The sequence below is a fragment of the Microbacterium sp. C-MGS6 genome (assembly GCF_058140415.1).
The window spans coordinates 1,428,010-1,449,209 of sequence record NZ_CM176934.1; the positions used below are offsets into that span (position 1 = coordinate 1,428,010).

At 70.7% G+C, this 21,200-nt stretch carries 21 protein-coding genes and 1 tRNA gene; 7 read left to right on the top strand and 15 right to left on the bottom strand.

The window, feature by feature from the left end:
- Positions 1-29: 29 nt before the first annotated feature.
- From AC3B5L_RS06805 to AC3B5L_RS06845, 9 genes are all read right to left on the bottom strand, one after another.
- The gene (locus tag AC3B5L_RS06805) at positions 30-596 is read right to left on the bottom strand and encodes a hypothetical protein (RefSeq protein WP_268776495.1); all 567 of its coding nucleotides are present in this window, start codon (positions 594-596) and stop codon (positions 30-32) included.
- 2 nt (positions 597-598) lie between these two features.
- On the bottom strand, positions 599-1,747 hold the full coding sequence (locus AC3B5L_RS06810) for a zinc-dependent alcohol dehydrogenase (protein ID WP_490096336.1): 1,149 nt from the start codon (positions 1,745-1,747) through the stop codon (positions 599-601).
- 100 nt (positions 1,748-1,847) lie between these two features.
- Positions 1,848-3,134, bottom strand: a complete 1,287-nt coding sequence (gene nhaA / locus AC3B5L_RS06815) for a Na+/H+ antiporter NhaA (protein WP_366236548.1) — start codon at positions 3,132-3,134, stop codon at positions 1,848-1,850.
- A gap of 61 nt (positions 3,135-3,195) precedes the next feature.
- The gene (locus AC3B5L_RS06820) at positions 3,196-3,369 is read right to left on the bottom strand and encodes a hypothetical protein (RefSeq protein ID WP_164498170.1); all 174 of its coding nucleotides are present in this window, start codon (positions 3,367-3,369) and stop codon (positions 3,196-3,198) included.
- Between the two features lie 237 nt (positions 3,370-3,606).
- Positions 3,607-3,990: a HicB family toxin-antitoxin system gene (locus tag AC3B5L_RS06825; protein ID WP_187663797.1), complete on the bottom strand. Its 384-nt coding sequence runs from the start codon at positions 3,988-3,990 to the stop codon at positions 3,607-3,609.
- Positions 3,987-4,181, bottom strand: coding sequence for a type II toxin-antitoxin system HicA family toxin (locus AC3B5L_RS06830; RefSeq protein WP_187663798.1), 195 nt, complete (start codon positions 4,179-4,181; stop codon positions 3,987-3,989). The genes AC3B5L_RS06825 and AC3B5L_RS06830 overlap by 4 nt, the downstream gene beginning before the upstream one ends.
- A 31-nt stretch (positions 4,182-4,212) precedes the next feature.
- Positions 4,213-4,491 (bottom strand): helix-turn-helix domain-containing protein, encoded by a 279-nt coding sequence (locus AC3B5L_RS06835; protein WP_187663799.1) that lies wholly within the window; start codon positions 4,489-4,491, stop codon positions 4,213-4,215.
- Between the two features lie 399 nt (positions 4,492-4,890).
- Positions 4,891-4,963: transfer RNA gene (locus AC3B5L_RS06840), tRNA-Arg, on the bottom strand.
- Between the two features lie 16 nt (positions 4,964-4,979).
- Entirely contained in the window at positions 4,980-5,789 is an 810-nt protein-coding gene (locus AC3B5L_RS06845; protein ID WP_187663800.1) for an SGNH/GDSL hydrolase family protein, read from the bottom strand.
- 93 nt (positions 5,790-5,882) lie between these two features.
- Here AC3B5L_RS06845 and argS point away from each other — a divergent pair, with 93 nt between their 5' ends.
- A complete protein-coding gene (gene argS / locus AC3B5L_RS06850) occupies positions 5,883-7,547 on the top strand; it encodes an arginine--tRNA ligase (RefSeq protein WP_187663801.1) in 1,665 nt (554 codons plus the stop codon).
- Between the two features lie 7 nt (positions 7,548-7,554).
- Entirely contained in the window at positions 7,555-8,397 is an 843-nt protein-coding gene (locus AC3B5L_RS06855) for an LmeA family phospholipid-binding protein (RefSeq protein WP_259954970.1), read from the top strand.
- A gap of 15 nt (positions 8,398-8,412) precedes the next feature.
- On the opposite strand, the gene AC3B5L_RS06860 is transcribed toward AC3B5L_RS06855, so the two are convergent.
- The 4 genes from AC3B5L_RS06860 to AC3B5L_RS06875 are packed head-to-tail and all read right to left on the bottom strand — an operon-like array spanning position 8,413 to position 11,751.
- Positions 8,413-9,147 carry an alpha/beta fold hydrolase gene (locus AC3B5L_RS06860; protein WP_187663803.1) on the bottom strand — a complete coding sequence of 245 codons (735 nt, stop codon included), beginning with the start codon at positions 9,145-9,147 and terminating at the stop codon, positions 8,413-8,415.
- Between the two features lies 1 nt (position 9,148).
- Entirely contained in the window at positions 9,149-9,730 is a 582-nt protein-coding gene (locus AC3B5L_RS06865) for a TetR/AcrR family transcriptional regulator (RefSeq protein ID WP_259954972.1), read from the bottom strand.
- Positions 9,723-10,613 (bottom strand): alpha/beta fold hydrolase, encoded by an 891-nt coding sequence (locus AC3B5L_RS06870; RefSeq protein ID WP_259954974.1) that lies wholly within the window; start codon positions 10,611-10,613, stop codon positions 9,723-9,725. The genes AC3B5L_RS06865 and AC3B5L_RS06870 overlap by 8 nt, the downstream gene beginning before the upstream one ends.
- Positions 10,614-10,665: 52 nt before the next feature.
- Positions 10,666-11,751 (bottom strand): YihY/virulence factor BrkB family protein, encoded by a 1,086-nt coding sequence (locus AC3B5L_RS06875; protein ID WP_490096337.1) that lies wholly within the window; start codon positions 11,749-11,751, stop codon positions 10,666-10,668.
- Between the two features lie 146 nt (positions 11,752-11,897).
- On the opposite strand from AC3B5L_RS06875, the gene lysA reads away from it, so the two are divergent.
- The 5 genes from lysA to prfA all read left to right on the top strand — a co-directional run bounded on the left by lysA (position 11,898) and on the right by prfA (position 18,815).
- Entirely contained in the window at positions 11,898-13,316 is a 1,419-nt protein-coding gene (gene lysA / locus AC3B5L_RS06880; protein ID WP_259954977.1) for a diaminopimelate decarboxylase, read from the top strand.
- Positions 13,317-13,337: 21 nt separating this feature from the next.
- The gene (locus AC3B5L_RS06885) at positions 13,338-14,642 is read left to right on the top strand and encodes a homoserine dehydrogenase (RefSeq protein WP_187663808.1); all 1,305 of its coding nucleotides are present in this window, start codon (positions 13,338-13,340) and stop codon (positions 14,640-14,642) included.
- 5 nt (positions 14,643-14,647) lie between these two features.
- Positions 14,648-15,613 carry a homoserine kinase gene (gene thrB, locus AC3B5L_RS06890; RefSeq protein WP_268776566.1) on the top strand — a complete coding sequence of 322 codons (966 nt, stop codon included), beginning with the start codon at positions 14,648-14,650 and terminating at the stop codon, positions 15,611-15,613.
- Positions 15,614-15,777: 164 nt separating this feature from the next.
- Positions 15,778-17,727: a transcription termination factor Rho gene (rho, locus tag AC3B5L_RS06895; protein WP_490096396.1), complete on the top strand. Its 1,950-nt coding sequence runs from the start codon at positions 15,778-15,780 to the stop codon at positions 17,725-17,727.
- A gap of 8 nt (positions 17,728-17,735) precedes the next feature.
- Positions 17,736-18,815: a peptide chain release factor 1 gene (prfA, locus tag AC3B5L_RS06900; protein ID WP_259954983.1), complete on the top strand. Its 1,080-nt coding sequence runs from the start codon at positions 17,736-17,738 to the stop codon at positions 18,813-18,815.
- 16 nt (positions 18,816-18,831) lie between these two features.
- Here prfA and AC3B5L_RS06905 read toward each other — a convergent pair whose 3' ends face one another.
- Positions 18,832-19,485, bottom strand: a complete 654-nt coding sequence (locus AC3B5L_RS06905; protein WP_259954985.1) for a response regulator — start codon at positions 19,483-19,485, stop codon at positions 18,832-18,834.
- A complete protein-coding gene (locus tag AC3B5L_RS06910; protein WP_490096338.1) occupies positions 19,482-21,128 on the bottom strand; it encodes a sensor histidine kinase in 1,647 nt (548 codons plus the stop codon). The genes AC3B5L_RS06905 and AC3B5L_RS06910 overlap by 4 nt, the downstream gene beginning before the upstream one ends.
- Between the last annotated feature and the right edge of the window lie 72 nt (positions 21,129-21,200).

The window sequence follows — 21,200 nt, forward strand, 5'->3', positions numbered from 1 at the left end:
GCCTCACACGCCGCCGTCTCGGTCCCGGCTCAGTGCCGGCGGCCGAGGCGGCGGAGAGCGCGGACGCCCAGGACCGCCGTCAGCACCCAGGGCCCGACGACGATGATCGGGTCGAGCCACGTGTGCCGGAGATCGATGCGGCCTCGTCCGAACCGTGATGCGAGCGGACGGTGACGGGGCTCCGCGAGGACGCCGGTCTGGGTGATCGGATCGTCCGGTCGCCGGGTCACCAGGGAGCGGGCGTGCGCTGTCACGGCGTCCACACGGTCTCCCAGGACGAGCAGCAGCCAGCGGGTGTTCTTCGTCTCGCTGAACCGGTCGTAGGCCACGCGCCGGATGGCTCCGGACACGCCGTGCAGCGGCTGCGCGGTGCCCCAGACCGGGGGCAGCATGCCGTGTTCGATCGAGCGCTCGCGGCCGCGGTCGGGGCCCTGACGCTCCGGGAGGTCCCAATGGGCGCCGGTGTCGCCGACATCGTCCACCTGCTGCCAGGTGCGGCGGTGCTCCGGGGCGAGGTCGGCGCCCCAGCCCGGGATCCGTGCGCGCAGCTCGTCGGGGGTCGGCGCGGGGACGGGTCGAGATCCTTCGTACGGCATGGTCATTCCTCTCCGACGACGATGAGCGGCTTGATGCAGTCGTCGAGCTTGGACGAGAACACGTGGTAGGCCTCGGCGATGTGCTCCAGGGGGAAGCGATGGGTGAGCAGCTCGGACGGACGGATGTGCCCCGCCTGGATGTGTTCGAGCAGTCGCGGCCACTGCCTCTTCACGGGAGCCTGATTGCCGCGCACGGTGAGTCCCTTGTTGACGATGTCCCCGAGACGGACGGAGGTGACCAGCGGCCCGTAAGCCCCGAGGATCGAGACCGCCCCTCCCTTGCGCGCGCTGTCGATGGCCCAGTTCAGGGCGACGGGGGAGCCGCCCTGCAGCTTCAGTTTCGCGCCGGTCACGTGCTGGACGACGCTGCCGTCCGCCTCCGCGCCGACCGCGTCGATCACCACGTCGGCGCCGAGGTAGCCGGTCGCCTTCTTCAGGGCGAGGACGATGTCACCGACCTCATGGAGGTGCATCGTCTCGGCGAAGGCGAACTGCCTGGCCTTCTCGAGCCGGTAGTCGAGGTGGTCGACGACGATGACGCGTCCCGCGCCGAGGAACCAGGCCGAGCGCGCGGCGGCGAGGCCGACGGGACCGGCGCCGAACACGACCACCGTGTCCCCTTCGGCGATGTCACCCTGCTGAGCACCGAAGTAGCCCGTGGAGAACGCGTCTGTGAGCAGCAGCGCATCCTCCGAGGCGAGCCATTCCGGGATCACCGACGGGCCGACATCGGCGAACGGCACACGGACGCGCTCGGCCTGCCCGCCGTCGTACCCGCCTGTCGTGTGCGAGTAGCCGTAGATCCCGCCGACGGCGGTCGCGTTCGGGTTCACGTTGTGGCAGTTCGAGAAGAGGCCGCGACGGCAGAAGTAGCACGACCCGCAGTAGATGTTGAAGGGCACCATCACCCGGTCGCCAGGGCGCAGCGTCTCCACCGAGGAGCCCACCTCCTCCACCACCCCGACGATCTCGTGACCGAAGGTGTGCCCGATGCGGGTGTCGGGCATCATGCCGTGGAAGAGGTGGAGATCCGATCCGCAGACGGCAGCCCTCGTGACCCGCACGATGGCGTCGTTCGGATGCTGGATCGTCGGATCGGGTTTCTCCTCGACCCGGATCTTGTACGGTCCGCGGTAGGTCATCGCCTTCATCGGGTGCTCCTTCGCTGCGTCGGGGTGACCGACGCTAAGCACCGCCTCGAGGATCACTCAGGGCGTTGACGAACGGCGCAGGAGAGCGTAGAGCGGGTGCTCACCTCTCGGAGAGGGCCCCGGTCTCCGCACGCGCACGACGGCTGCGGGCCGCGAGCACCAGGCCACCGAGGACCGCGGCGAGGAGCGAGCCGACGAGGACGCCGATCTTCACGTGATCGTCCGCGACGCTGCTGCTGCCGTACGCGAGTTCTCCCACCAGCAGCGAGACCGTGAACCCGATGCCCGCGAGCAGGGACATGCCCGCGAGATCCGGCCAGCGCAGCGACTCATCGAGGCGCAGGGCCGGCACGCGGCTCAACAGGAAGGTCGTGAGCAGGATGCCGATGGGCTTCCCGAGCACGAGCCCCACGATGATCCCGATCGTGATCGGATCGGTCAGCGCCGAGACGAGGCCGTCCATGCCGCCGATCTCGACCCCGGCCGCGAAGAACGCGAACACCGGCACGGCGACGAGGGTCGCGACGATGCCCCAGCGGTCGGCGAAGTGCGCGGCGAGCCCGTCGTACACCGGGGCACCGTCGCCGTCCGTCCCGGTGCGCACCCGCGCGCGGTCCGTCGGGCGCACCGGCACCATGAAGCCGAGCAGCACGCCGGCGACCGTCGCGTGCACCCCCGAGGCGTGCACGAATGCCCACACGGCGAGAGCGAGGGGGAGCAGGATCCACCAGGATCGGATGCCGTTCTGCACGGCGAGCGCGAAGCCTGCGAGGGGGAGGAGCGCGAGGATCAGCCAGGGGAAGCTGATGGTCTCGGTGTAGAAGGTGGCGATGATCGTGATGGCGATCAGGTCGTCGATGATCGCGAGGGTCAGCAGGAACACCCGCAGGGCCGGCGGGAGGAAGCGGCCGACCACGGCGAGCACGGCGATCGCGAACGCGATGTCCGTGGCCGTGGGGATCGCCCACCCGCGCAGCACGTCGGCGCCCGAGGCCGCGTTGATCGCGACGAACAGCAGGGCAGGGACCACCACGCCGCCGACCGCGGCGGCGATCGGAAGCGCGGCACGGCGCGGATCGCGCAGGCGCCCGGCGACGAACTCCTCCTTCAGTTCCAGACCGACGACGAAGAAGAACACCGCGAGGAGGCCGTCGGCGGCCCAGGCGCCGACACTGAGCTCGAGGTGCCACTCCGGGATCCCGAAGCGGAAGTCCCTGATCGCCTCGTACCACGGGGCGGCGGGGGAGTTGGCGAGGATCAGGGCGGCGAGCGTGGCGGTCAGCAGCAGACCGCCGCCGAGCACGTCGCTGCGGGCGGTGGAGCGGATGCCGCGCCAGAGCTCATGCGGCGCGAGACGGAAACGGGCAGGGGACGACGAAGAAGACACAGGGATACCTCACGGCAGATGGATGGGTGACGCGATGTCGCCGCACCCGTCCGGGTGCGGCCTATCCCTGTGGCGGCGGGCAGCCCGCGATCTCGCCGTGCGAGAGGGTGCCCCAGACGCTCGTCCACCCGTTCGTGCCGGGGTGCAGGACCACGCGCATCCACTCCGTCATCGGCGTCGCGGACGACAGACGGCGCGGAGCGCGCGTCGAACCGGCGATGAGGAGGGAGGGCACGGATCCAGGCTACCGGTCCGTGCGTCGGGGCTGCTGACGGGACCCTGGGCGCACGAGAAGAGGGACCGTCCGTCTGGACGATCCCTCTTGTCTCAAGTGAAGTATCCGATCCAATTGCCCAGGCCTCAGCAAGCAGATCGGTTGGTTCGATTACCCGCGGTCGCCTTCAGCTCATCTAACACGGGCATCGCATCAGACGGGTACCTGCTGCGCGAGCGAACCGCATTCAGGGTGAAATTACGATTTGACGAGCTGATGCGCGCGTTGGTGAGAAACTTCGAACAAGTCGCCTATGTCCCGAAGAGTGATCTCTTGAGCGGCTAGCTGTTTGGCCAACGCTCGAGCTCGCTCATTCGCTTCGCGCTCTTTCCTCTCGGCCTCCGCGCGTTCGATCTTGATGTCTTCGAGGATCTGCGTGACGTGCTCTACAGTCCCGATGCGCTCAGCTTTGACGTGAATTCCGAATGAATCGAGTGGAATATCGAGGGTGACGGCGATGTACTCTTTTGCCATTTGATGCGCTTCCTTGATCGTGCGGGCTTGCGTGAGCCCATCGATCTCGGGGATGGCGACCATCCACCATTTTCCCTCACGGCTGACGATGACCTCATAGCTCTTCACTTGGTGGCCTCCTCAATTGCCTTGTTGATCTGGCGAACAACGCCGGGAGAGATCGTCTTGTGCCCGTCCGGGACGCTGATGCTGGTGTTTTCCTTTGCCCAGACGGTGTGCGACCCAACCGTTCGGACCGCGGTGAACCCGGCGGCCCGTAGTGCCTTGACCATCTTCCGGGTGGGTTGCTCGCTGACCATGAGTATAGTCTACCCAGGGTAGACAGTGGCATCAAGGGAGCCTAGACAGGCGATGGGTGGCTGCGGTTTCTTCGGCCACCCGCTCAGCCCTCTCTTGAACGCGCGCGAAGAATACGCCTGGAGTCACCCCGAGAACCTCGAGCAGATCAAAGACAGTCTGCACTCGAATCGGCCTCCCGCCAGTGACCGCCCTGAACAGAGTGGTGTAGTCGACGCCAAGTTCCGCAGCGACGTTTCGGATACTGCGCCCGGCTCCCGCGATCTCGGCCCTTAGCTGCACAGTGGTCGCGGCGGCGTAGTTGATCCCCATGCTCGCATCGTAAATGCCGCTCAATTGCGTGTCATCTAGAGAAGCGGATGCCTGACGCCACAGCGATCATCGGAACCGTGACGCCCGGTACTCGCAGTCGAAACCGAGACCCGAAGCGCCCCAACCGACACCCACCCCATCCGCGGCCCAACGCCACATCAGTGAAGTCCGCTACTGGACGCTCCTCCACCGCCGGGCGATCCATTCAAGGAATCGAAGCTGGCCCGGTGACGGCGCGGATGGTGAGAGAGCGGATCGGCAAAACGGTTCCGCGGACGGCTGAAACGTGCCGCCTGAGCGCGAAACGCCGATAAAAACGTGGCCACCTCGAAAATCGAGGTGGCCACAGTTTTGGCTACTGCGAGCCGGGGTTTCCCCAGCTCTCCCAGTGTTTTCTAGTGCCCCCGACAGGAGTCGAACCTGCGACCTACGGTACCGGAAACCGGCGCTCTATCCACTGAGCTACGGAGGCGTACCGATCGACAATATCACTCGTCGGGGGTGGTCTCCGACCCACCGGCCTCGGTGACCGGCGCGGCGCGCAGTTCGTCGAGCGCTGCGGCCAGCTTCTCCGCCAGGTAGCGGTGGCCGTCGGTGGACGGATGCTTGCGCCCGACCTCCACGTCGATGACGGCGAGATAGTTCTCGTCGGTGATCCAGTCCCGCTCGATCGGGGAGATGTACCACCAGCCGCGGGCCGAGGCGAGAGCCGCGAGGTCCCGATCGATCCGTGCCGTCTGCGCCCCGACCGGGAGCTCGTGCGGCGCGGGCCCGAGCACGACGATCGCCGCCTCCGGGTAGCGCGCCGTCAGCGCGTCCCATGCGGCGGTCACGGCGTCGCGATAGCCGGCCTCGCCCTGCGCCCGGTCGTTGATGGAGCCCTGGATGATGACGAGATCCGGGTCGAGGGCCGGGTCCAGTGCCGCGATGCGCTCGCCGAAGGTGGGGCCGTCGATGCCGGGCTTGAGGTAGCCGCTGCCCCGGACGCCGTCCACGATGGTCGTGCCGCGCAGGAGGTCGGCGAGCACGTACGCATACCCCAGGGTGGGGTCGGAGGCGGCCGAGCCGTAGGTCCAGGAATCACCGAAGACGAGGACGGTCGGCTCCTCCGGGAGCGCGAGCGGCGCGGGAGCGATCACCGCGATGGATTCGTCTCCGGCTGCCGCGCCGACGGGGAGGGACGACGGCGCCGGAACCCAGGGGCGCCAGACTCCGAGGACCCCCGCGGCGACGGCGACGAGAAGAGCGGTGGCGACGCCCGCGATGCGCAGTCGACGAGAGGCGGCGGGGGCGTTCATGGCATGAGAGTAGATCACGGAACGCGGAACGCAAACTCTTCGCGACGAGGGGCGGCGGAGAGGGGCGGCGCGCCCCCGTAAACTGGGGAGTCTATGAATCCTGAAACGCTCGCCCACGCCCTCCTCGCCGTCCTCGCCCCCATCGCCGAGGAACGACGTCCGGGCGAGCCGTTCGACCTCTCCGCCGCCGACATCGTGCTGGAGCGCCCGCGTAACCGCGACCACGGCGACTGGGCCTCGAACATCGCCATGCGCCTGGCCAAGCCCTTCGGCACGAACCCGCGTGAACTCGCCCAGCAGATCGCCGGCGGACTGGCCGATGTGGACGGTATCGCGAGCGTGGAGGTCGCCGGTCCGGGCTTCCTCAACATCCGTCTCGACGCCGCCGCCGCCGGTGCGCTCGCGAAGGTCATCGTCGACGCCGGTCCCGCCTACGGGACGAACTCCTCGCAGGAGGGAGTCAGCGTGAACGTCGAGTTCGTCTCGGCCAACCCCACCGGTCCTCTCCACATCGCGCACACGCGCTGGGCCGCCCTCGGCGACGCGATCGTGCGCCTGCTCCTCGCGAGCGGCGCCCGCGCGGTCCGTGAGTACTACATCAACGACGCGGGCGTGCAGATGGACCGCTTCGCCGCGTCCGTGCTGGCCGCGGCCAAGGGGGAGCCCACGCCGGAGGGCGGCTACCCGGGGCAGTACATCGCGACGCTCGCCGGTCGCGTGCTCGAAGCGCGTCCCGACCTGCTCGATCTCCCGGAGGAGGAGCAGCTCACGGTCGCCCGCGAGCTCGGCTACGAGTACCAGCTCGCGGAGATCAAGAACTCGCTCGAGCGCTTCAACGTGCCGTTCGACGTGTGGTTCTCCGAGCGCACCCTCCACGCGAAGGACGCCTCGGGATCGAGCCTGATCGACCAAGCCGTCGACCGTCTGCGCGAGCAGGGCCATGTGTTCGACGAGGACGGCGCCGTATGGGTGCGCACGACGGACTTCGGCGACGACAAGGACCGCGTGATCCGCCGCTCGAACGGCGAGTACACGTACTTCGCCGCCGACGCCGCCTACTACCTGAACAAGGGCGACCGTGGCTTCCGCGACAAGATCTACCTGCTGGGCGCCGACCACCACGGCTACGTGCACCGCCTCAAGGCGGTTGCGGGGGCGGCGGGGGACGACCCCGCGAAGAACATCCAGGTGCTGATCGGCCAGATGGTCTCGATCAACGGCGCCCGCCTCAGCAAGCGTGCCGGCAACATCATCGAGATGGACGACCTGCTCGACTGGCTCGGCACGGACGCGCTGCGCTACTCGCTGGAGCGCTCGCCCGCCGACTCGCCGCTCGACCTCGACCCGGAGCTGCTGCAGAAGCGCACGAACGACAACCCGGTGTTCTACGTGCAGTACGCACACGCCCGTACCCACAACGTCGCGCGCAATGCCGCCGACTCCGGCGTCGACCGCTCCGTCTTCGCCCCGGAGACGCTCACGCACGAGACCGAGGCGGCGCTGCTGGGCGCGCTCCAGGAGTTCCCCCGCATCGTGGCGTTCGCGGCCGAGGTGCGCGAGCCGCACCGCGTCGCGCGCTATCTGGAGGAGCTCGCCGGCCTGTACCACCGCTGGTACGACAACTGCCGGGTGATCCCGCTGAGCGACGCCCCGGTGGAGGACGTGCACCGCACGCGCCTGTGGCTGAACGATGCCGCCGGCCAGGTCTTCCGCAACGGACTCGACCTGCTCGGCGTGTCCGCGCCCGAGCGCATGTAGGAGCGCCATGAGCGACGACAACCACACCCTCCCGTATCCGAAGCCCTCGGACGAGCACCCGACGCTCGTGGTCCCGGACGCGGCGGACGGTCGGGGCGGTGCCGGACGTCGTCGCCGGCGGTGGCCGTGGGTCGTGCTCATCGTCGTGGTCGTGCTCGCCGCCCTCGTGGTCGCGGCCGAGTTCGTCGCCCGTGCGGTGCTGCCCGGTGTCGTCCGATCGATCGTCATCGAGCAGCTCGACCTCCCTGCCGACCAGCAGCTGGACGTCGAGACCGAGGGGATCCTCCTCCCACAGCTCCTCGCCGGTCGTCTCGACACCCTGCGCCTGTCGACGGAGGCCGTCACGCTGCAGGGCATCACCGGTGCCGCCGACGTCACGGCGACGGGCGTTCCGCTGCGGGGCGGCGACCTCGACGGCGCGGACGGCACCATCCGCATCGACCAGGAGCAGTTCACCGCTCTGCTCGCCGACTCGGAACTCCCTGTCGACACCGTGGAGTTCGTGGCACCGAACGCGACCCTCGGCGGCTCGTTCGACGTGCTCGGCACCGCGGTGCCGGTATCCGTGACCCTGACCCCCGGGGCTGTCGAGGGCGACCTCGAACTCACCCCGGTGGCGGCGAGCATCGGCGGCGTCGACATCGATCTCGATCGTGTGGGCTCGTCGTTCGGCTCCCTCGGCGAGGGGATCACCGAACCGCGGCGCGTCTGCATCGCGGACCAGCTGCCGGCCGGCCTCACCCTGACGGGAATCGAGATCGTCGACGACCAGGCCGTGATCGACATCGACGTGGACGGGGCGATCGTCACGGACGAGACGCTCCAGGAGAAGGATACCTGCGACCGCTGAGCGGTCACGCACCGGTCAGGTGGCCAGGCGCTCCTCCAGACGCGCGGCGAGCTCCGCCGGCCGTTGCAGGGGGATGCCGTGTCCGCACCCCTCGGCGACCTCGAGGGTGCTGCGGGGATGCACCCGGTCCAGCAGCGCGGCGGAGCGGCGCATCATCGGCTTCTCCTCCGCACCGACCAGGATCAGGGCGGTGCCGGGATGCGCGCGCCACGCGGGCGGAGGCGTGAAACGGAGGTTCTCCTCTACCGCGCGCAGCAGGGTCGTGCGCGAGATGGCCGCGGAGGTCTCCAGATAGCGGGGGAGCAGCGCGTCGGGAATGAACAGCTCGCGGGCCTGAAGGCGGGCGAAGCGCTCGTTCCTGGCGAGCCCTGCCGTGAGGCGGAGCAGCGCGAGGGTCGGGCCGACGGCGCGCAGCGGTTCCGCCTGAGCGCTGATGACCACGGCGTCGGCGACGAGGTCCGGTCGTCGTGCCGCGAGCAGGACGGCGAGCTGGGCGCCGAGGGAGAACCCGACGACGGTCGCCGGTTGCGTCTCCTGCTCCAGCAGCGGGACGAGCGCCGCGACCGTCTCCTCGTGCGACACGTAGTCCGCTGTCGCGCTGCCACCGTGTCCCGGAAGATCCGGGAGGATGACCCGCCGTGCGGGGTCGAGGTGACTGCGCAGCGGCTCCCACATCCAGCCGGCGACCCCGCCCCCGTGCAGCAGGAGGAGGGGAGGGGTTCCTGCGGAGCCTGTCGTCTCGTGATGCATGTCACTCCGTCTCGAAGCTCGCGGCCATGCGGCCGACCGTGTCGATGGCGCTCTCCAGCGTCGCGCGATCGAGGGGCCCCAGGGTGCGGGCCGCGGAGAGCAGGCCGAGCGTGGCACTGGACAACGCGAGAGCCAGGGCCTCGGGCTCCACGTCCGGCACGATCCGGCCCTGCTCCTGCAGCTCACGGATCCCGGCGACGACCTGTTCGTGACGCATCCGGTACCGGGCGGGTGGCTGCGCGGCGACGTGCGCACCGAGCACTCCCGCGTCGTCGAGGAACGCGGCCGTCATGAGCTCGTCGCCGAGCAGGGCAGCAGCTGTGGCGCGGTAGAGGGCACTGAGCGAGGGCTGCGGTCCTGCGGTACGGGCGACCGCATCGGCGATCCGAGACGTGCCGCGCTGGAGCAGCGCGTCGAGGATGTCGCGCTTCGCCGCGAACTCCAGGTAGACCGCGCCCTTGCCGATGCCGGCCGCGCGTGCGATCGCGGCGACGCTCATGGCATCGAACCCGTGGGTCAGCACCATCCGCTCCGCGGCATCGAGGATGCGAGCGCGCCGGTCGGGCACGAGCGGCCTAGGCATCGGAGCCTCGGGCGAACCAGTCCCGGAGGGCGGGGATCACGAGGTCGGGGCGGTCGCGTTGCACCCAGTGTCCGGCTCCCGGTGCCACCAGGAGCCGGCCGGCCGGCAGCGCGTCCGCCGCCTCCTCGATCCTCCGAAGAGGCACGCCGGAATCCCGGTCGCCGTGCACGAGCAGGACGGGGACCCGGATCTCGGCGAGCCGGTCGCGGTAGTCGGTGCGGAGTCGCAGCGGTCGCACCTGATCCCGCTGCCAGTCGCCGAACGTCGTGAGACCCGATCCGGTCGCTGCCTCGGCGAGCACCGCATCGACGAGAGCCGGGTTGCGGGCGTCCGGGGAGTGCACGAGATCCTGGAGGCCGCGCATCATCGCCTTACGGTCGCGCGCGTAGGCGCGTGTCATGGCGCCGAGCAGCCCCGAACGCAGGAGCAGGAATGTCGACAGGTGCGAGAGGGCACCGAGGCGTCCGTCCGTCAGCCGTGGCATCAGCCCGTAGCTGCCGAGGAGGGCGGCGGAGAGCGCAGCGTCCGGGCGGTCGAGGAGGTGGCCCAACGCCAACCCGGCACCCAGGGAGAGTCCGCCGACGACGTAGGCCTGCAGGTCGAGGGCATCGACGAGGTCGCCGACGTACTGCACCAGGCGCTCCTGCGTCAGCGGCGCTTCGAGGCGCGGACTGCGCCCGAACCCGGGGTGGTCCGGTGCCACGACGCGGTGTCCGGCGGCCGCCAACGCCGGTCCGACCTCGCCCCAGGAGAGTTCTGCACTGTCGGCGCCGCCGCCGTGCAGAAGGAGCGCGGGCGGCTGCGTCTCCGCCGCGGGGCACCATTCCGCGACCGACACCCGCGCGCCGGGAACGGTGACGGTGTGCCGTCGTGGTGCGGACATGCGTCCCCTCTCGTTGTGACCACCATATCGACGGCGGTCACAACGAGGATGGTCAGTCTTTCTCGGTCGCCTTCTCGGCGGTGCCGTTCTCCTCGGCCGCCGCACGCTGGGCGTCACGCAGCTCGGCTGTGGCGATCTTGACGTCCACCTCGGCGCGCTGCAGCCGCCGTTGGACGAACGTCCGTGCGCCGAACCGCTCGTGCAGGCGGTCGCCGCGCTCCTCCTCGGCCGTGACGATGTAGGCGCACGAGACGAGGATGACCTGGGTGGACAGCTGGAGCCAGATCAGCAGCGCCAGGAGCGAGGCGAACGAGGCGAGCAGGGGGTTGCTCGTCGCACCGCCGACGAAGAGCCCGGAGAGCTGCTGCAGCACGATCAGACCGAAGGCGCCGAGGAAGGCGCCGCTCCACAACGACCGCGCAGCGGGTCGGACGCCGGACAGCAGGAGGAAGGCCCCCACGATCAGAGCCGCGTCGAGGATGAACACCACGAGGAGCGACAGGATCCGGACCGTCCAGGCGAGCAGAGGCGAATCCGACGGCACCCCGAGCAGGTCGCCGATCCAGGTCACCCCGAGCTGTCCGATGAAGGTGATCCCGGCGGCGAGCACGAACGCGAGGCCGATGCCGATGCCGAGAAGCAGGTTGCGGACGATGACCCAGATCCACAGGATGTCCGCCTGGATCGTGCCGGCGATGGTCCGGATGGCCGTGCGGAGCGAGCCGATGGCGCCGAGCGCGGCACCGACCAGCGCGACGAGGGAGATGATGCCGGCGATCGAGAACGACGCCGGAGTCCGGAGGTCCTTCGTATTGATGACACCGCCCTCGCCGATGAGCCCGGGGACCGCGGACTGCACGGCGTCGATGATCGCGCGCCAGGCCTCCGGGTTTCCGGAGAGCCAGAGGGCCGCGAGGGAGAAGCCGAGGAGCACGCCGGCGAAGACGCTGAACAGGGCCCGGTAGGTCACGCTGTCGGCGAGCATCGGACCGCGGCGCTCGGAGTACAGCAGCACCGCCCTGACCGGGCGCCGGGCCAGGGCCCAAGCGATCACCGGTCCCGTGATGCGGGCGACGAGTCCCGGTCGGGCCGGGGCTGCGGAACGGTTCTCGGAGTCTCGCGTGTCGGTGTCTGCCACGCCCCCACCCTATGAGCCGCTCGGCACCCCTCCCCAGGGGGTTGACGCGGCGTGTCACCATGACCAGGCGGGGACAGGGGGTGCCCTAGAATCGGGGCAACTCGATGTGCGCCTCCGCCCGAGATCCGTCCCACGATTGGTGTTCCGTGCTCGACTCTGCCGCCACGCTCGCTCCGGATTGGCTCGTCGTCCCCGACGACCCGAACGATCTCGCGGTCGGGGTCTGGCCGTCCTCCACGGAGCGCGACGAGGACGGAGCCCTCGTGCTGGCGGGTGTGACGGCGCCGGAGCTGGTCCGGGCCTACGGCACGCCGCTCCTCGTGCTCGACGAAGACGAGGTGCGCCGCCGCGCCAGGGCCTTCCGCGACGCTTTCGACCGCGCCGCCTCCGCCCACGGCACGACCGCGCAGGTGTACTACGCGGGCAAGGCGTTCCTGTGCACGACGGTCGCCCGGTGGGTCGTCGACGAGGGGCTCCGCATCGACGTGTGCACCGGCGGCGAGCTCGAAGTCGCCCTCGCCGCGGGGGTCGCTCCGGCCTCGCTCGGCTTCCACGGCAACAACAAGTCGGTCGCCGAGCTCGAGCGCGCGGTCGCCCTCGGCGTGGGGACGATCGTCGTCGACAGCGCGATCGAGATCGAGCGCCTGGCCGCCATCACCGCCCGCACCGACGCCGTGCAGCGCGTCATGGTCCGGGTCATCAGCGGCGTCCACGCCGAGACCCACGACTTCCTCGCCACGGCGCACGAGGACCAGAAGTTCGGCTTCCCGCTCGCCGAGGCGGAGGTCGCCGTGGCACGGATCCGCGAGATCCCCGGGCTGGAGTTCGCCGGACTGCACTGCCACATCGGCTCCCAGATCTTCGGCGTGGCCGGCTTCCGCGAGTCCGCCTCCCGCGTGCTCGAACTGCACGCCGCCCTCCTCGAGGACGGCCCCGTGCCGCAGCTGAACCTCGGCGGCGGGTTCGGCATCGCCTACACCCGCATCGACGACCCCACCCCCATCGACGAGCTCGCCGGCGGCATCGTCGCGGCGGTGGCCGAGGGCTGCGCGGCGCGCGGCATCCCCGTGCCGGCGCTGTCGTTCGAGCCCGGGCGTGCGATCGTCGGCACCGCGGGCGTGACGCTCTACGAGGTCGGCACGACGAAGGACGTCACGGTCGCCTCGGGGGCGACCCGGCGTTACGTCAGCGTCGACGGCGGGATGAGTGACAACGCCCGCACGGCCCTCTACGGCGCCAGCTACTCCGCCCGCCTGGCCTCGCGCGCGGGCACGGGCGACCCGCAGTTGAGCCGGGTGGTCGGCAAGCACTGCGAGTCCGGCGACATCGTCGTCGATCACGAATATCTGCCCGGCGACGTCACCCCGGGGGACCTGCTCGCGGTGCCGGCGACGGGCGCGTACTGCGCCTCTCTCGCGAGCAACTACAACCACGTCCCGCGGCCGCCGATCGTGGCGGTGCGCGAGGGTCGCTCGCGGGTGATCGTCCGCGGCGAGACCGTCCACGACCTGCTGGCCCGCGACGCGGGCATCGACGGGGCGCACGCCCCCGAGGGAGCACGATGACCCACCCCAGAAGGAGCACCCATGACTGACTACAGACGACTTCGCGTGGCGCTGCTGGGCGCCGGAGCCGTCGGCTCCCAGGTGGCGGCCCTCCTGCTCCGCCACGGCGACGAGCTGGCCGACCGCGCGGGTGCCGCGCTGGAGCTGGCGGGCATCGCGGTGCGCAACCTCGACGCGCCCCGCGACGTCGAGCTGCCGAAGGAGCTCTTCACGACCGATGCCGAGTCGCTCATCCTCGGCGCCGACATCGTGATCGAGCTGATCGGCGGGATCGAGCCCGCCCGCACCAACATCCTCCAGGCCATCGGCTCCGGCGCCGACGTGGTCACCGCCAACAAGGCGCTGCTGGCGACCCACGGGCCGGAGCTGTTCGAGGCCGCGGATCGCGTCGGCGCATCGGTGTACTACGAGGCGGCGGCCGCCGGCGCCATCCCGATCATCCGTCCGCTGCGCGACTCGCTCGCCGGCGACCGCGTCGTGCGCATCATGGGCATCGTCAACGGCACCACGAACTACATCCTCGACCGGATGGACACCGAGGGCGCCGACTTCGCCGACGTGCTCGCCGACGCGCAGCGCCTGGGGTATGCGGAGGCCGACCCCACCGCCGACGTGGAGGGCTACGACGCCGCGCAGAAGGCCGCGATCCTTGCCAGCCTCGCCTTCCACACCGCGGTGCCGCTGGAGGCGGTGCATCGCGAGGGCATCACCTCGATCACCGCGTCGATGATCGAGGAGGCCCGCGCGGCCGGCTTCGTCATCAAGCTGCTCGCCGTCTGCGAGCGGATCGAGGCGAACGGCGCCGAGTCCATCTCGGTGCGGGTCTACCCGGCCCTCGTCCCCGTGTCCCACCCGCTCGCCTCCGTGCACGGTGCCAACAACGCCGTCTTCGTCGAGGCGGAGGCCGCCGGCTCTCTCATGTTCTACGGGGCGGGCGCCGGCGGCGTGCAGACGGCCTCGGCCGTCCTCGGCGACGTCGTCTCCGCTGCGCGTCGGCATATCGCGGGCGGCGTCGGCGTGGGCGAGTCCACCCGGGCGAATCTCCCCGTCGTGCCCATCGGCCACGTCACCACGCGGTATCAGATCACCCTCGAGGTCTCCGACGCCCCCGGCGTGCTCGCGACCGTGGCGGGCATCCTCAGCGACGGCGGAGTGTCCGTCGCGACCGTCGTCCAGACCGTCGAGGGCGAGGACGAGCCGACCGCTCGCCTCATCATCGGCACGCACCGTGCGACCGAGCAGGCCCTCAGCGACACGGTGGACGTGCTGGCCGACAGCGATGTCGTCGCCCGCGTGGTCTCCGTCCTCCGGGTGGAAGGCGAGTGACCACGGTGACGGCTACGGCTCCCGCTCCCGAGGAGCACGGCGCCCGCATCGGCCGCACGGTCGAGGTGACGGTGCCGGCGACGAGCGCCAACCTCGGCCCCGGCTTCGACACGCTCGGCCTGGCCCTGAGCATCTACGACCGTCTCGAGGTGACCGCTCTGCCGGAGGGGGAGCTCGAGATCGAGGTCTCCGGTTCGGGCGCCGCCGACATCCCCCGGGATGCGTCCAACCTCATCGTCCGGACGATCGCCTACGTCTTCGCGGACGTCGGCAGGCCGATGCCCGGCCTGCGCATCGTGGCCGAGAACGCGGTCCCGCACGGCCGCGGCCTGGGGTCCTCCGGTGCGGCCGTCGCGGCCGGCGTGCTCGCGGCGAAGGGGCTGCTGGCCGGCGACGTCGACCTCTCCGACACCGATCTGCTGCGCCTCGCGACCGAGCTGGAGGGCCATCCGGACAACGTGGCGCCCGCGCTGTTCGGCGGGCTCACGATCGCGTGGATGGGGGAGCGGGGTCCGCAGCACAAGAAGCTCCTCGTGCATCGGGGCGTCTCGCCCCTGGTCCTCGTCCCCGCGTACACGATGTCGACCTCGCAGGCCCGCTCGCTGCAGCCGCCGCACGTCTCCACGGCCGACGCCGTGTTCAACGTGTCCCGGTCGGCTCTGCTCATCGCGGCGCTGATGCAGAGCCCGGAGCTGCTGCTGGACGCGACCGCCGACCGCCTGCACCAGGACTATCGCGCCGGCGCCATGCCCGAGACGCAGCGCCTCGTGCAGGCGCTGCGGGCCGCCGGATTCGCCGCCGTCGTCTCCGGGGCCGGCCCCAGTGTGCTCGTGCTCGCGGACGGTCCGGGCAGTCGTCTGGACGCCGTGGAGCTGGCCAACCGGGTGACCGACACCCCGTGGGAGGCGCTTCTGCTCGCCGTCGACGTCCGTGGTGGTACAGTGGGGGATCGAGCGGAGGGCTCCACGTAGCATTCGTGAATCTGGCCCCATTGCATCTCTTGCAAGACCCGCACGCAAACCCCTGAGGCCCAAGTGCCGAGGCTGGCTGACGCCGAGCGTCAGCCCGTGCGATCGTGCGCAGCACCCGTTGTGCGCGTTCACGCTCATTTCCCATGACCTATAAGGGAGTACTCGTGGAGAACCTCTCCGAGACCCAGAACGATCAGGCGGCTCCGACCGCCGACGCCCCCGTCGCCGCGCAGGCGACCGAGTCCGCTCCGGCCAAGAAGCGCGCGCCGCGCCGGGCGAGCACCGCGACGGCCGCTGCCAAGGCCGCCAAGGCGGAGGAGTCCGGCACCGCCGATGCTCCCGCCGCTGCCGGCGACTCCGCCGAGGGGGCAGAAGCCGCGCCCAAGGCGAAGGCTCCGCGCCGCACCCGCGCGAAGAAGGCGGACGCCGAGGCCCCCGCCGAGACCGCCGCCGCCGAGCCGGCGCCTGCTGCCGAGGCCGCCGAGGCGCCGGCCGAGGCCCCGAAGTCCGGACGCGGCCGTCGCACGAAGAAGGCGGACGCCGAGGCCCCCGAGGCGAAGACCGAGAAGGCCGAGGCGGCACCGGCCGACGGCGCGACCGAGACGACCGACGCGGGCACCGCCCAGGGCGGCCGCACCAAGAACGACGCGGCGAAGAACGAGCCGAAGAACGACGGCGCTGCCGCGAAGAACGAGGCCGAGGCGGACGCCCCCGCGAAGGACACGTCCGGCGAGGGAGACAACGGCGACGAGCAGGGTGGTCGAGGCCGCAGCCGCAACCGCAACCGCAACCGCGGCCGCGGGCAGGGCGGCGGTCAGGAGCAGGCGCAGAACGCACCGGCCGACGACGACCAGTCCGGCAACGGCAACGGGCGCAACCGTCAGCGCAACAAGCGTCGCGGCGCCGGCCCGGTCGACGAGTTCGAGACCGAGATCACCGAGGACGACGTCCTCATCCCGATCGCCGGCATCCTCGACGTGCTCGACAACTACGCCTTCGTGCGCACCACCGGCTACCTCGCCGGGCCCAGCGACGTCTACGTCTCGCTCGGCCAGGTCAAGAAGTACAACCTCCGCAAGGGCGACGCGGTCGTCGGCTCCATCAAGCAGCCGCGCGAAGGCGAGCAGCAGGGCCGCCAGAAGTACAACGCCCTCGTCAAGGTCGACTCCATCAACGGCCTCTCGGTCGACGACGCGGCCACCCGCGTGGAGTTCGGCAAGCTCACGCCGCTCTACCCGCAGGAGCGTCTGCGCCTGGAGACGGCTCCGGAGAAGCTGACGCAGCGCATCATCGACCTCGTCGCACCGATCGGCAAGGGCCAGCGCGGCCTGATCGTCGCGCCGCCCAAGGCCGGCAAGACGATCGTCCTGCAGCAGATCGCCAACGCGATCGCGCAGAACAACCCCGAGGTGCACCTCATGGTCGTGCTCGTCGACGAGCGCCCCGAAGAGGTCACCGACATGGAGCGCACGGTGAAGGGCGAGGTCATCGCCTCCACCTTCGACCGGCCAGCCGAAGACCACACGACGGTCGCCGAGCTCGCGATCGAGCGCGCCAAGCGCCTCGTCGAGCTGGGCCGCGACGTGGTCGTGCTGCTCGACTCGATCACCCGCCTCGGACGCGCGTACAACCTGGCCGCTCCGGCGTCCGGCCGCGTCCTCACCGGTGGCGTCGACGCATCCGCGCTCTACCCGCCGAAGCGCTTCTTCGGTGCCGCCCGCAACATCGAGAACGGCGGATCCCTCACGATCCTCGCCACCGCGCTCGTCGAGACCGGCTCCAAGATGGACGAGGTCATCTTCGAGGAGTTCAAGGGCACCGGCAACAGCGAGCTGCGCCTGTCCCGCCAGCTCGCCGACAAGCGCATCTTCCCGGCGGTGGACGTGAACGCGTCCAGCACCCGCCGCGAGGAGATGCTCCTCTCCGCCGACGAGGTCAAGATCACCTGGAAGCTGCGCCGCGCTCTCGCCGGCCTCGACCCGCAGCAGGCGCTGGAGGTCGTGCTCGGCAAGCTCAAGGAGACCCACTCCAACGTGGAGTTCCTCGTTCAGATGCAGAAGTCGATCCCGACGCTGCCCTCGGGCGCCCACGGGCACGACAACAACATCCGCTGAGGCCCGACGTGTTCGAGTCCGTCCAGACTCTGATCGACGAGCATCGCCGGGTCCAGGAGGAGCTCTCCGACCCGGCGGTGCACGCCGACGCGGCCCGCGCCAAGCGTGTCAACCGTCGGTACGCCGAGCTGTCACGCATCGTCGCGGCGCACGAGGCGTGGACGGGCGCCGTCGATGATCTGGAGGCGGCGCGCGAGCTCGCCAGGGAGGACGAGGCGTTCGCCGCCGAGGTCCCCGCGCTGGAGGAGGGCGTGCAGACCGCGCAGGAGCGCCTCCGACGACTCCTCATCCCGCGCGACCCCGACGACGCCCGCGACGTGATCATGGAGATCAAGGCGGGGGAGGGCGGCGCCGAGTCGGCGTTGTTCGCCGCGGACCTGCTGCGCATGTACGTGCAGTACGCCGCGTCCAAGGGGTGGAAGACCGAGCTGCTCGAGCGCAACGAGTCCGACCTCGGCGGCTACAAGGACGTCCAGGTCGCCATCAAGGGCTCTTCGTCCGACCCTGCACAGGGCGTCTGGGCGCACCTGAAGTACGAGGGCGGCGTGCACCGCGTGCAGCGGGTGCCGGCCACGGAGTCGCAGGGACGCATCCACACGTCCACGACCGGCGTGCTCGTGTTCCCCGAGGTGGAAGAGCCCGAGGAGATCCAGATCGATCAGAACGATCTGAAGATCGACGTGTTCCGTTCCTCGGGCCCCGGCGGCCAGTCGGTGAACACCACCGACTCCGCGGTCCGGATCACCCACGTGCCGACCGGCATCGTCGTGTCGATGCAGAACGAGAAGTCGCAGTTGCAGAACCGTGAGGCCGCGATGCGCGTGCTGCGCGCCCGACTGCTCGCCAAGCAGCAGGAGGAGCTCGACGCGGCCGCCTCCGACGCGCGCAAGTCGCAGATCCGCGGCATGGACCGCTCGGAGCGCATCCGTACCTACAACTTCCCGGAGAACCGGATCGCGGATCACCGGACCGGGTTCAAGGCGTACAACCTCGATCAGGTCATGGACGGTGCGCTCGACCCCATCATCGAGAGCGCCATCGCCGCCGACGAAGAAGCACGCCTCGCCGCCGTGGGCTCCGAGGGCTGAGCGGCCGCCCACCGCGTCACGTGCGCGTCGCGTACCGGTGCTCGGGCCGTCCGGTCGATCCGTACCGCAGCCGCACCTCGACGATCGTCCGTGCGGCGAGTGCCGCGAGGTGCCGTTGCGCGGTGGCCCGTGAGATGCCGACCCGCTCGGCGACCTCCGCGGCCGAGGCCTCGCCGTCTCCGAGCGCTGCGAGCACGCGCTGCTCGGTGGCCGAGCGTGAAAGGGACACCGGCTCACCGCCGCCGTGCAGGATCGCGAGCGCCCGGTCCACGTCCTCCTGCGTGAGGGGCCGCTCACCCGCGAGCAGGTTGCGATAGCGCAGGTACCGGTCGAGGAGGCCGGTCAGTCCGCGACGGTCGAACGGTTTCACGAGATAGCCGATCGCGCCGGCCCGCAGGGCTCGTCGCACGGTGGGCGCGTCGTCCGCGGCGGAGATGAGGATCGCGTCCACCCGGACCTCACGGACGAGTCCGATGCCGTCGCCGTCGGGGAGGTAGACGTCGGCGAGCAGCAGGTCGGGGCGTGTCGAGCGCACGAGGTCGCGAGCCTCGCCACAGGAGCGCGCGGTACCGGTCACGGTGTATCCGGGATGGTCGTCCACGACCGCCCGGTGCAGGTCGGCCACCCGGAAGTCGTCGTCGAGGATGAGCGCACGCAGCGGTTCCGTCACAGGTCCTCCTTCGAGAGATGCGGAGTGGGGTCGACGGCATCTCCGATGCGGGCGGCGAACACCGCGCCGTGGTCGGTGCCGCCGGGGTCGATGATCCAGAGGTCGCCGCCGCTCCGGCGGGCGATCTCCGTGGCCAGGGGCAGGCCGATACCGTGCCCGTGCACGCGATCCTCGCTTCCCGCGTCGTCGGCGGGCGCTCGGAGGTCGGGCTCCCGGATACCGGCGCCGGAGTCGGAGACGGTGACGACGAGCGCGCCGCCGTCGCTCAGCGCGGAGACCTCGACCCACCGCGGGTCCCTCGTGCCCGCGACGGCGGCGGCGATCGCGTTGTCGACGAGATTGCCGAGCACGCTCGCCACGTCCTCCGCCCGACGCACGGTGCCGATCAGCTGCGTGTCCTCCGCGATCCGCAGGGCGACGCCCCGTTCGGCGGCCTCCACGCCCTTGGCTCCCAGGAATGCGTGCAGGAACGGATCGCCCACGAGGTCGAGGCCGGCGACGGGGAACGACACGGGACCGCGGCTCACCAGCTCGTCGAGGAAGGCGCGCGCGTCGGCGACACGGCCGGCGTCGATGAGGCCGGCAGCCACGTGCAGGCGGTTGGCGAACTCGTGGCGCTGGACCCGCAGTGCTGAGGTCATCGTGCGCACGGCCTCCAGCCGCTCGGTGAGGGCGATGAGGTCGGTGCGGTCGCGCACGATCAGCACGTCACCGAGTTCCTGCCCGTCGCGCCGCACCGCGCTCGACTCGAGATAGAGCATCCGGTCGCCGACGACCGCCTCCGCACGCTCGCGGGCTCCCGTGGCCGTGTCCCGTACGACCGGTGGCAGCGGGAGCTCGCCCACGCGGCGGCCGACCGGGTCGTGGAGCCCGAGGAGCCGATCCGCCGCGGCATTGCTCACCCGCACGACGCCGTCCTTGTCGACCGCGAGCACGCCGTCGCCGACACCGTTCAGCACCGCCGTCTGGTTCTGCACGAGGGCGACCAGCTCCTCGGGCTGCACGCCGAGGGTCAACCGCTCCCAGCGGCGGCGGAGGAGAAGGAAGGTCGCGAGCGCGAGCGCGAGCGCGCCGGCGGCCGTCAGCCCGATCGCGGCGAGCACGGGCGGGAGGTCGTCGAAGACCCCGGTGCGCTCGAACCCGACGCTGATCTCGCCGACCGGCGTGCCGGTATCGTCCCGCACCGGCACCTTCGCGCGTGCCGACTCGCCGAGCGTGCCGGTCTGCCAGTCGACCACCTCGTGGCCCGCCAGCACCTCGGCGAACGGGGTGCTCACCACTTCGCCGATCCGCGACGGCAGGGGGTGGGCGAGGCGGATGCCGTGGTCGTCCGTGATCACCACGAACAGAGCCCCGGTGCGCGCCATGACGGCGGCGGAGATCTGCTGCAGCTCCCCGTCGCGCAGCGCCGCCGCATCCGGCTCGTCGTCCGACGCGGAGATGGCGGTCACCGTCTCCCGCACCTGCGCGTCCTCCGCCAGGGTCCTGGCGATGCCGAGTGCCGTCGACTCCGCCTCGGCGCGCAGCTGCTGGACCGCGAGGGCGAGATACACGCCCGTGCACAGCGTCACGGCGAGGGCGACGGCGGCGAGATGCAGCAACAGGGCGCGGGTCGCGAACCGGACCCGCTTCTCCGTGGACATCGTCACCTCGCTCCCGACGCGCAATATGCGCAGAAGTCACGGTACGCGCACAATACCCGGGAATGCGGCATA